6 protein-coding genes are annotated in these 12,438 nt (G+C 39.4%); 1 reads left to right on the top strand and 5 read right to left on the bottom strand.

Going from position 1 to position 12,438, the window contains the following annotated elements; all coding sequences use genetic code 11:
• Positions 1-2: 2 nt before the first annotated feature.
• From nrfD to VZD24_RS02665, 3 genes are read right to left on the bottom strand one after another with little or no spacing between them, the layout of a single operon-like run.
• Positions 3-1,802, bottom strand: coding sequence for an NrfD/PsrC family molybdoenzyme membrane anchor subunit (gene nrfD, locus VZD24_RS02655; RefSeq protein WP_279449921.1), 1,800 nt, complete (start codon positions 1,800-1,802; stop codon positions 3-5).
• Between the two features lie 34 nt (positions 1,803-1,836).
• Positions 1,837-4,902, bottom strand: coding sequence for a TAT-variant-translocated molybdopterin oxidoreductase (locus VZD24_RS02660; protein WP_342686931.1), 3,066 nt, complete (start codon positions 4,900-4,902; stop codon positions 1,837-1,839).
• Between the two features lie 30 nt (positions 4,903-4,932).
• On the bottom strand, positions 4,933-6,240 hold the full coding sequence (locus VZD24_RS02665; RefSeq protein WP_342686965.1) for a c-type cytochrome: 1,308 nt from the start codon (positions 6,238-6,240) through the stop codon (positions 4,933-4,935).
• Positions 6,241-6,555: 315 nt separating this feature from the next.
• Between VZD24_RS02665 and VZD24_RS02670 the strand changes: the two genes are divergently transcribed.
• Entirely contained in the window at positions 6,556-6,951 is a 396-nt protein-coding gene (locus VZD24_RS02670) for an SPOR domain-containing protein (RefSeq protein WP_279449919.1), read from the top strand.
• 4 nt (positions 6,952-6,955) lie between these two features.
• Here VZD24_RS02670 and VZD24_RS02675 read toward each other — a convergent pair whose 3' ends face one another.
• A complete protein-coding gene (locus VZD24_RS02675) occupies positions 6,956-9,454 on the bottom strand; it encodes a DUF5916 domain-containing protein (RefSeq protein WP_342686930.1) in 2,499 nt (832 codons plus the stop codon).
• 136 nt (positions 9,455-9,590) lie between these two features.
• Entirely contained in the window at positions 9,591-12,422 is a 2,832-nt protein-coding gene (gene infB / locus VZD24_RS02680; protein WP_342686929.1) for a translation initiation factor IF-2, read from the bottom strand.
• Positions 12,423-12,438: the final 16 nt, after the last annotated feature.

Below are 12,438 nucleotides of genomic sequence, written 5' to 3' on the forward strand. Positions count from 1 at the left end.
AATTAGTTTTCGTTTTTTAAAATTAGTGCTTGTCCAGCCCAATCGTCTCGTTTGGCTCTTCCTGGGAATTCACTAATTATCTCATCCAATAAATCGTATTCGCGATCGGTCATTCGGCTAACCTGTTCAAAAGTAAATATTCCCAATTGGTGAAGCTTCTGTTCCATCACTGGTCCAACTCCGTTTATCTTTTTAAGGTCGTCCTGAGATTGTGTTTCTGGGTTAAAGACACCTACGGCACTTAGCAGATTATCTATTTTCCCTTTATGCATTTCAAAATCAACTGCATTATTTTCAACTTCATCTTCAGCCGAATTAAATGGCGATTCAAAATTTTTATCTAACGTATTTGCGGCCGGACCGGCATCAGCAGGATATTCCTCTACTGTTTGTACGTGACTGTGGTCATCGCCGTGAATTGCGCGTAATTTTTTAAAGGATTCTCCCGAAGATTTTAAAATTGTTTTTACTTCTGCTTGTGCAATTACTGGGAAAGTACGAGCATATAGTAAGAAAAGCACAAAGAAAAATCCGATGGTTCCCATAAAGGTACCTATGTCTACAAAGGTTGGTTGAAACATAGCCCAAGTAGAGGTTAATCTATCTTTACTTAAATCTATAACAATAATATCAAAACGCTCAAACCACATTCCGATGTTAATTATAAGAGCTACGATAAACGTCCAAACAATATTTCTTCTTAACTTTTTCACCCAAAGTGTAAGTGGCACAATTAGGTTACAGATTATTAACGCCCAAAATGCCCACCAGTATGGTCCAGTTGCAGCACCAAAGGATAAATAAGCGTAATTTTCGTAAGGCACACCAGAATACCAAGCTATAAAATATTCAATTAAATACGCAACGGTAACTATTCCTCCGGTTAGTAAGATTACTTTATTCATATACTCAATATGAAGTACAGTAATATAGTTTTCTAGGTTAGAAACTTTACGCATAATTATAAGCAGGGTTTGTACCATAGCGAAACCAGAGAAAATTGCTCCTGCAACAAAGTAAGGCGGATAAATGGTACTATGCCAGCCCGGAACTACCGAAGTAGCAAAGTCAAAAGATACAATGGTATGTACCGAAAGTACCAGTGGCGTGGCCAAACCTGCCAAAACAAGTGACACTTCTTCAAAACGTTGCCAGTCTTTTACACGGCCGCTCCATCCAAAACTAAGTATGCCATATATTTTTTTCTGAAATGGGCTTTGGGTTCTATCGCGTATCATTGCAAAATCCGGAAGCAACCCTGTCCACCAGAATACAAGTGATACAGAAAGGTATGTTGAAATTGCAAATACATCCCAAAGCAATGGTGAGTTAAAGTTTACCCATAACGACCCAAACTGGTTAGGGATAGGTAATACCCAATACGCCAACCACGGACGCCCCATGTGAATAATTGGAAACAATCCAGCCTGAACAACTGCGAAAATAGTCATCGCTTCCGCAGAACGGTTAACGGCCATCCTCCATTTTTGGCGGAAAAGTAATAATACGGCAGAAATAAGTGTTCCGGCGTGACCAATACCTACCCACCAAACAAAGTTGGTAATATCCCAAGCCCAACCAATGGTCTTGTTTAATCCCCAAACTCCAATACCGGTTGATACGGTGTAGATAATGCATCCCAACCCCCATAAAAATGCTATTAGGGCGATGGTAAAAACAATCCACCAAGATTTATTGGCCTTTCCCAGAACGGGTGCCCCAACATCTACACTGATGTCATGATAGGACTTCTCTCCCAGAACCAAAGGCTCTCTTATAGGTGCTTCGTAGTGTGACGACATATATAATTCTTAAATAATTGGTTTTTATTAGTTTTTATGCTTCTGTGGTGTTTTTTATAATAGCGTGATAGAATACATTCGGCTTTGTACCAACATTCTCTAACAAATGATACATTCTATCATCCTTTTTCAGTTTTAACACTTCAGATTCTTCATCGTTTATATCTCCAAATACCATTGCTCCAGTGTCGCAAGCTTTTGAACAAGCAGTTTGGAATTCGCCGTCCTTAACAGGTCTTCCTTCGCGCTTAGCATCTAGAATTGTTTTCTGTGTCATTTGGATACACAACGAACATTTTTCCATTACCCCGCGAGAACGCACCACCACATCTGGGTTAAGCACCATTCTTCCAAGGTCATTGTTCATATTATAATCAAAAGCATCATTTTCGCTATATAGGAACCAGTTAAAACGACGAACCTTGTAAGGACAGTTGTTTGCACAATAGCGTGTTCCAACACAACGGTTGTAAGCCATATGATTCTGACCCTGGCGACCGTGCGACGTGGCCGCAACAGGACAAACAGTTTCACAAGGTGCATGATTACAATGCTGACACATTACAGGCTGAAATGCAACCTGTGGATTTTCATATGCAGGAACTTCAACTACTTTATACGAATCAAAAGCAGGAAGATTTTCTAAAGTTTCAATTTCTTCTTTAAAGGTTTCACCAGCAGCATAATATCTATCTACGCGCAACCAGTGCATATCGCGGAACTTTCTAACTTCTTCTTTACCAACAACGGGAACGTTGTTTTCTGCATGGCAAGCAATTACACAAGCTCCACATCCTGTACACGCATTTAAATCTATAGAAAGATTAAAATGATGCCCAACACTAGTATCGAACGAGCTCCAGATATCTGCCTTTTCATCGCGTACCGAAGTTGGACTGTGATCGTAGTCGGTTACAGGAACAGAATTCCAGTGTGATTTATCTTTAGTATTGAAAATTTCAAGAGTTGTTTCCTTTATAATATCTTCACTACGTCCGGCCATTGTACTTTGCAACTGTACGCAAGCAAATTCGTGCATTCCGCTAGCTTTTTCAATAGATACCTTCTGAATGTTTGAGAAGTTTTGATACAGCGCATAGGCATTAACTCCCGTTTGCATTTCTTCTTGAATTGCAGCCGTTTTACCATATCCCAATGCCAGACCAACAGAACCTTTGGCTTGCCCTGGTTGAATGATCACTGGAACGTTTTCAATAACTACGTTTCCTAAAGTTACATTTGCATAACTTCCGTTTAAAGCACCATTAGATACATGTTTGTTTACTAGACCGAGAGCTTCAGCATCTGATGCCGAAACCGTAAGATAGTTGTCCCACGAGGCTCTTGTAATAGGATCTGGAAATTCTTGCAGCCAAGGGTTGTTAGCTTGTTGGCCATCTCCCAAACCAGTAGAAGTGTATAAAGTAAGATCGTAATTACCGTCTTGTGAAAGAAACGAAAGTGCACCGTTAGAAGTACTTTCCTCTAAAACGCCAGCTCCTTCTGAAGCAGATTTTACAGACTCCATGGACACTTCAGAATCACTGGTAACGAAACCATCGTGAAGCGCTTGACCCCATGAACCACCACCTAAAATTGAAGATATCCAAGTTTCTTTTACGTAATCGTAATATTTTTTTGAATTGCCAGTCCACTGCAACAAACAATCTTGAAACTGACGTGTATTAAACAACGGACGGATTGTAGGCTGTGTAAGACTATAGTGGCCTTTCTTTATTTGTGCATCGCCCCAAGACTCTAAGTAATGAGGAACAGCGGCAACCATTTTAGCCAATGAAGCAGTAGCATCCTGTTTAATGGCGAATGCAAGACTCATTTCCAATTTTTGGTATGCCTCGGCAAATTCCTGTGCATTTGGCAAGGAATAAACAGGGTCAACACCCACCGTTATTAAGCCTTTTATATTTCCTGAAATAACACCGTTTACAACAGCCATTACTTCACTATTACTGCCCTGTCTAGTCAACAATGGTTTGTTAACATCCATAGCCTCACTATTGGCATTAAATTTTAACGCCATTGTTTGCGAAGCTACATCGGGTAAGTTTGTTATCAATAAAGCTTTACCTCCAGCTTTTTGAAGTTGGGCTTTCGCTTTATTTACAGCATCGGCTATATTTTCTGGCAAACCAGAAGCACTTCCACCGGTTAAAGCTTTTAAAATTTCTATTTGTTGGGTAGGTGTAGCCGGAACTCGCTTATCTGCCTTTCCACCGGTTAAGGTAAGATTTGCTTCAAACTGAATATGGCGAGACATTTTTCCGTTTTTTGGAATACGGCCTTTAGCATATCCTTTGCTATAGCTTCCACCTTGCCAGTCGCCCAAAAAATCGGCTCCTACAGATACAATTAATTCGGCTTTTGAAAAATCGTAATCTGGCAATGCACGGCTTCCATATGTATTCTGAAATGCATCTAAAGCGGCCGAACAAGATACTGTATCATAAACAACATGCTTTATGTTCGCGTATTTAGCGGTAAATTCAGAAATTAATTTTGAAGTAGAAGGGCTCGCGAATGTTTGCGTAAGCAAAACAATATCTTTTCCAGACATTTCATTCATTTTCTGCGCCATAGCCGTATCAAACTCTGGCCAACTCACAGCAGCACCGTTTAACAAGGGGCCAGTTAATCTGTTTTTATCGTATAATCCTAAGATCGAAGCATGCACACGTGCATTTGCGCTTCCGCCATTTTCCGAAAGGTCATTTCTTTCAATTTTAATGGGACGTCCTTCACGAGTTTTTACCAAAACATTGGCAAAATCGAAACCGTCGGCCATAGTTGAAGCATAATAATTTGCTACTCCAGGCACTATTTCGTGAGGCTGAACAACATAAGGAATTGACTTAACCACGGGACCCTCGCAAGCAGCCAATGTAGCCGCAGCTGTAGAAAAGCCCACATATTTTAAGAAATCACGACGCGTGGTTGATGAAGATTCTAAAGCTTTTTTATCGCCAAGAAACTCGTCTGTAGGGATTTCAGTTACAAACTCATTATCCTGCAGCGCCTTCACAATTGCACTGTCTTCGTTCAGCTCTTCAACACTTCTCCAGTATTTCTTGTTTGATGCCATATTGCTATCTGTAATTATCCTTTTATTTTATTAATAGTGACATTTTCCACATTCCAATCCGCCCATTTCGGCGATTGTTAACTTCTCAACTCCATACTTTTTAGAAAGCTCCTCGTGTATTTTGGCATAATATTCATTATTCTCCAAATTAACGTTCGTTTCTCTGTGACAGTCTATACACCACCCCATTGTAAGTGGAGCAAATTGCTCTACTACTTCCATTTCCTGAATTTCACCGTGACATTTTTGACATGCGATCCCGGCAACGGTAACGTGTTGTGAGTGGTTAAAATATACAAAGTCAGGAAGGTTGTGAATACGAACCCATTTTACAGGCTCCGTTTTTCCGGTGTATTCTTGGTTCTCGGCGTCCCAGCCTACGGCTTTGTATAATTTCTGGATTTCTCCGTCGTAAAATTCTTTTGAATATTCTTCAGTGGCCGTTTCAGGAGCTACTTCTGAAATATTTTTATGACAATTCATACAAACATTTAATGAAGGTATTCCGGAATGTTTACTTTTTCTAGCAGAACTATGGCAGAAATTACAATCTATCTGATTGTCGCCAGCGTGAATTTTATGTGAGTAATGAATTGGCTGCACAGGAGCGTACCCCTGATCTACACCTACCTGCATCATATACCCAAACCCGAAATATGCCGCGGAAAGCAATAAGAATATTGAAAACACCAAAACCAAAAATTGATTTTGAACAAAAGCTTTCCAAATAGGGGTGCCCTTTTCCTTTTCTTCATAAACAACACCATTTGCTTCTGCAATTCTTTTAAGCGTATTGGTGACCAAATAGAGCATAATAACCAGCAACAAGAAAATAAGCGCCAGTGCTCCTACCACCAATGTGTTAGAAACAGAACCTCCGCCTGAGGCTCCACCCCCAGCAGTAGCTTCTGCGCCCGGTGCTGCTGCAATCGGCTCCGCTTTAGGCTGATCAACGTATGCCAAGATATTATCCATATCTGTTTCCGAAAGTGCCGGAAAGGCCGTCATTATAGCCTTGTTGTTTTCTTCAAAAAGCTTTACAGCTTGTGGATCGCCAGCGGCAATTAGCGCCTGACTGTTCTGAATCCATTTGTACAACCAATCACGGTCAAATTTATCGCCCACGCCTCTTAGTGCGGGACCCACTGCCTTTTTATCTAGTTTATGACACGCAGCACAATTGGCCTTAAACAAAGCTTCCCCCGCAGCAACGTCTCCTCCGGCAGCATTGCCTTCTGCTGTTTCTTGCGAATAAATGGAAGTTGAAAAAGTTAGTAAAAACACTAACAAAAGAAGTGGCAATTTTGAGCGTAGATGTATTAAATTCACCTTTTTCATTTGTTGATTGTATAGTTTTTTATTGGTCAGTGGAATTTGCAGATAAATCATTTCGGTTTAGCTCGAAACTCATTGATATGCGCATTTCATTACTAATGATTAATTTTTCTCGATAGTTTTGGAACAGAATTAATTACGATTTCCAGGATACTTAATCCCGATTCTGCACCACAAACAAAGGCACAAAAGTACATTATAAAGTCGATTTTGAAAATGCAAACAAAGTGTTAACTATTAATTTATATTAGTTCTAAATAATAAATCGGGTGTCCGCAATGTTATTAAGTTTTACCTTTGCAAGAAAGAAATAAGCTTATGAATCCACAATCCTGCTTCAAAATTTTAATAGTCAGTCTTTTAATCACTTTTTTTTCTGAAGATTGTATTGCACAAAACGCTACCTTGACGGTAAATACAGATTCAAAAATCACCCAATTGCTGGAGCTAAAGAAAAATCTGGAAAAAGACAATAAACTTTCTGATGGATACACCATACAGTTATATTATGGCGAGCTGGATAAAGCCAACCAGGTTATTAGCAAATACCGAAGCAGTTACGGTAATTGGCCCGCCTCTATAGGTTACGAAACACCAAACTTTAAGGTTTGGGCAGGAAACTTTTCTACGAGAATTGAAGCAGAAAGGGCACTGCTTGAAATACAAAAAACATTTTCTTCTGCTTTTATTTTAAAACCTGAACGCAGAAAATAATTTTCTATAATTTTTTTAATTTATCGTATTTCCGCTGCCTTGGTATTTTGCTATCATTAAAACCTACCGGATTGGCCTTTGAGCGATTGCCTACCCAACCTTTTATCCTGTTGTAATCTAAATAATAACTTACACGCAACGAAATACTATTAAGTGAAGGTTCATCAAAAAGATTATTGAAATTGTTTGATAAATTTATTCGCGAATCGTTTACAAAACTTTCCATAGCATTTCTATACAAGAGCGTAAGTTGGCTGCCTGGAGCAAACCACCACGAAAATCGCAGGTCTATATTCCAGTTATTATAAGTTGCATCGCGGTTTTCAGAATAAAATGAATTTTCCAATAATTCCCCATTGGGCTGTAACGTAAAAAATTCACTGTATGCTACTTCGGAATAATAATGGCGGAACGAAAAATTTAACGCCATTTTATTATTAAAAATATATTGCGATTCTACAGCATTCACAACCGTATTTCTGTCGCGCTTTCCGAAAATAATGTCATCATTTGTAATACCTACAAAACCATCTTCATTTTTTGAAAAAGTTACTGCCGCATTGAAAAATATTTTAAATTTATCTGAAACGCGATACTTCGGACCCAATTCAAAAATAAATCTATCTCGTCCGTTTTCATTGTATTTATACCAATCTACATTTACATCTAACGCCAATTTTTTTCTGTAATCTGTAGAAAACCACCCCCAAACATTGTAATAATCGGGCACTTGCAAATATTTACCCTTAACTCGTGGCTCGTAAAAGTCATTAGTTCCAAAGGGCGTCATTTCAAAACCACCCCCAAAACCCAAATATTCCTTAGTGGTAAAACTCGAATTAAAATTAAAAAGAAAATTGCTGTACAGATCGGTTTTTAGCCTTCGAGTGTAGTTTACATTAAAGTTTAAAAACAAATTATTTAAATTGCCTTTAGGTTGAAGATAACGGTACCCGTAATACGCGCCATATCTAATATAATTCGTTTCACTTGAATAGCCCATATCATTAATATCATAATCTTGGGTTCTAAAATCTACCTCTCCCGAAAGGCGATGACTACCATTTATTTTTGAAATTCCGGCATTACCTTCCATTCCAAACTTTGTAGAATCTTCCATGACCCAACTACCTTCGGCATTGGCAAAATAGTTAATGGTGTTGTTTTTATTTGTTAGGTCCATATATAAACCAGAAGCGTTCGCATCGCGAAAATAGCCTTCGCGCAAAACATTTGTATTTACGAATGAAATTGATGAATTATCGCCAAATCGCTGGTCTAAAACCAAGATGTTGTAATTGGCCAATGGTTCAACAACTTCCCGTCTTGTTTCGCCGGTTGTTACGTCTTGAATTTCGGCATAGGTCTTTTCAGTAATCGCATTAAAAATACCAATGCCTAGATTGCCATCGGTTCTCCCAGAAATTTTAAATGCATTAATTAAGGCTACCGAAGTTGGATAATTATTAATTTCCTCACTCTCGGAAAGATTCGGGTATTTAGAAGGATTACCACCTACTCTTCGCGAATAAAAGAGATTTCCCTTTGTAAATAGCTCGGTTCCTTCGGTAAAGAATCCGCGATTTTCCTCGTATTGGGTTTCGAAGGCAGAAAGGTTTAAAACCTCGGCATCAAATTTAGACTGTCCAAAATCCGGAATTAAAACCATATCTAGGGTAAACGCATCGTTTATACCGTATTTTAGGTCCATACCGCCGTTTAATATTGTTTCAGTTTTTCCATCATAATCATTTACATAAGCCGACAAATATGGTTGAAAAGACAGTCGGGTGGGCGCTTGTACATTTTCAATGCCATAGATTTCGCCATCGTAGATAGAATAGGCTCCTTTTGAATTATCAATCGGGCTCCAGGAATATCTGGTTCGTTTTCGTCTAAATTCACGCTCCATATTTAACCCCCAAACCTGCACACTTTTATTGGGAAAACGAATTTCGGAATACGGAATAAACATTTCGGCTACCCAGCCGTTCTCGTTAATTTTTACAGCACTGTACCAGATTCCATTCCAAGAACTGTCTTCATTGCCATTAGTCATTTTTGCATCGTATTGCACCCCGGCTGCCGTAACAATAAATTGCAAACTTTGTTGCCTGTCGTTATACCCATTTAAAAGTACAAAGAAGAAATCGTCGTTTCCAATACCGTCTCTTTCGGTAAGTTCCTTTAAAATTTTATCCGGTTCTGGATCTTTCAAGGTTGCGCCAAAATAAATACCCAAATCGTCATAAACAATTTTTACATCGGTTTGTAAACTATCGGGAATTGGCTTTCCGTTATTGGGTTGTCTTTCTACAAAATTGGTTGCGATTGGAGCATTTTGCCAAGCTGCATCGTTTAATACGCCATCAATTTTTGGTGCTTCAACTATACGCGGAATGGTAATTTTTTTCCGTGGAATGCTATCCTTTGTTTGCGAAAGGGCTACAAAATTAAAAAGCAGGAATGTGGTAAAGCAAAGCCTGTATAGCGCAAAATTCATTTGGTTTGGTTTTCTTAATAGACACCAAAAAAAACTGAATGTTACAGGAGGCTAAAAAAAACAGTGCGGATTCTAAACAAAAACGACCCGAAAATATTCACTTTCAGGTCGCTTTAATATAGAACTCAGGAATAGATTATTTTAATTTTTTCTTTACAGCAACCTCCTGGAATGCTTCGATAATGTCATTTTCATAAATATCATTGTAGTTTTTAATTTGAATACCACAATCGTATCCTTTAGACACCTCTTTAACATCGTCTTTAAATCGTTTTAAGGAAGCCAGTTCACCTGTGTAAACTACCACTCCTTCGCGAATTAGACGAATTCCAGAATTTCGGAAAATTTTTCCGGTCAATACCATACAACCTGCAATTGTACCTACTTTCGATATCTTGAAAGTTTCACGAATTTCTGCTGTTCCAGTAATTTCTTCTTTCATTTCTGGAGAAAGCATACCTTCCATTGCATCTTTTAGATCGTTTATAGCATCGTAAATAATGGAGTATGTACGGATATCTATTTCTTCTTTATCGGCAATCTGGCGCGCATTACCCATAGGGCGAACGTTGAAACCAATAATAATTGCGTCTGAAGCTGATGCTAGCAGCACATCGCTTTCGGTAATTGGGCCAACCGCTTTATGAATAATATTTACTTGTATTTCTTCAGTAGATAATTTCTGGAATGAATCTGTTAATGCTTCAACAGAACCATCAACATCACCTTTTAGAATTATGTTGAGTTCTTTAAATTCACCTAAGGCAATACGTCTTCCTATTTCGTCTAACGTAATATGGCGCTGTGTTCGTACAGACTGCTCTCGTTGCAGTTGGGTGCGTTTTGTGGCAATACTCTTGGCCTCACGTTCGTCGTCAAAAACATTAAATTTATCGCCCGCTTGCGGTGCTCCGTCAAGACCAAGCACAGACACTGGCGTTGATGGCCCAGCCTCTTTTACATTCTTGCCACGCTCATCTTGCATAGCTCTTACTTTACCGCTGTGCTGTCCTGCGAGTACGTAGTCTCCAACTTTTAATGTACCACCTTGCACCAAAACGGTAGATACATACCCTCGACCTTTGTCTAAGAATGCTTCTACAATTGTACCGTTTGCCTGACGATCTGGGTTTGCTTTTAGTTCAAGTAGTTCGGCTTCAAGCAATACTTTTTCCAGTAATTCCTTTACACCATTACCTGTTTTTGCCGATATATCCTGCGACTGAATCTTTCCACCCCAATCTTCAACCAGCAAATTCATTTGAGCCAGACCTTCTTTAATTTTTTCAGGATTTGCGGTAGGTTTATCTATTTTATTAATTGCAAAAACTATTGGCACACCCGCTGCTTGCGCGTGGCTAATTGCCTCTTTTGTTTGTGGCATAATGTCGTCGTCCGCAGCAACCACAATAATGGCAACGTCGGTAACTTGTGCTCCACGAGCACGCATAGCAGTAAACGCCTCGTGACCGGGTGTATCTAAAAATGCAATCTTTTGGCCACCTTCCAATTCAACTCCATAGGCTCCAATGTGCTGTGTTATACCTCCGGATTCACCCGCAATTACGTTTTCCTTACGTATATAATCCAATAGCGAGGTTTTACCGTGATCTACGTGACCCATTACCGTTACAATAGGTGCGCGATCTTCCAGATCTTCTGGCGCATCAATTTCGCGATCTATAGATTCTTCGAGGTCTGCTGTTACAAATTCTAATTCGTAACCAAATTCATCTGCAACAATACTTAAAGTTTCGGCATCAAGACGCTGGTTCATAGTTACCATCATACCCAAACTCATACAAGCCGAGATAATTTTGGTAACGGGCACATCCATCATGGTTGCCATTTCACTTGCGGTAACAAATTCGGTAACTTTAATAAGTTTGTTATCGGCTTCTTGTTGTGCAAGCTCATCGGTTTTTTGACGGTGCGTATCTCGTTTTTCACGACGGTATTTAGCACCTTTACCTTTAGAAGACTTTCCTTGCAGTTTTTCTAAAGTTTCGCGAACTTGTTTTTGTACTTCTTCTTCGCTTGGCTCTTCTTTTGGCGTATTGCTTCGTCCTTTTCTGTTTCCAGACCCAGGTCCTGCTCCGCGCTTATCTCTAAAATTATTGCCTCCAGGTTTTGAGGCATCCTTACTTATACGGCGTCTTTTGCCTTTAACGTTTTTCTTATCGTCGCTTTTTGAATCTTTTTTCTTCTCCGGTTTTTTAAACTGGGTAAGGTCTATTTTTTGGCCTGTAAAGTTAGGGCCTTCAAGCTTGCGGTATTGTGTAGTAACGGTATCCGATTCTTTCGGAGATTCGGTTTTTTCCGCTTCTTTTGGGGTTTCAGCTTTTTGGACAGGAGCTTCTTTAGCTGGCTCCTTTTCTATAGCTTTAGCCGTTGTATCTGCTTTCGGTTTTTCTTTTTTACTCTTTTCTTCTTTTGGCGCCTCTACAACTTTTTCTTCCTTTGGCTTCTCTTCCTTTACCTTTTCTTTCGCCGTCTCTTCTTTTACTGGAGATGTTTCCGCAGCTGGTTTTTCAACCTTTTCTGCTTCAACTTTTTCTTCTTTTGCTGCCGCGGGTTTCTCTTCGGCTTTAGGCTCATCTTTTTTGGGTTTTCCAGTTGCAAGGTCAATTTTCCCTACTTGTTTTGGACCGTCCAATTTTGCCCCAGCTCTAATAACGCGCGAAGCTTCTTCCTTTTTTTGCTTTTCTTCTAGCTCGCGCTCGCGCTCAAGGCGTAATTCTTCCTTTTCTTTGCGTTTTTCCTCGCCTACTTCCTTAGATGCTACTTTTTTACTTTTGTCGGTTTCAAACTCTTCAAAAAGAACTTCGTATTCATCACCTGTTATTTTGGTATTGGGACTTGCGTCCACATCGAACCCTTTGGAGCTTAAAAATTCCACGGCACGATCTAACGAGATATTGAATTCACGTAATACCTGACTTAGTCTTTTTGTCTTTACTTCAGCCATAAATGCTTTTTCCTGT

It is taken from the genome of Aequorivita flava (genome assembly GCF_038742595.1).
GTDB lineage: Bacteria > Bacteroidota > Bacteroidia > Flavobacteriales > Flavobacteriaceae > Aequorivita > Aequorivita marisscotiae.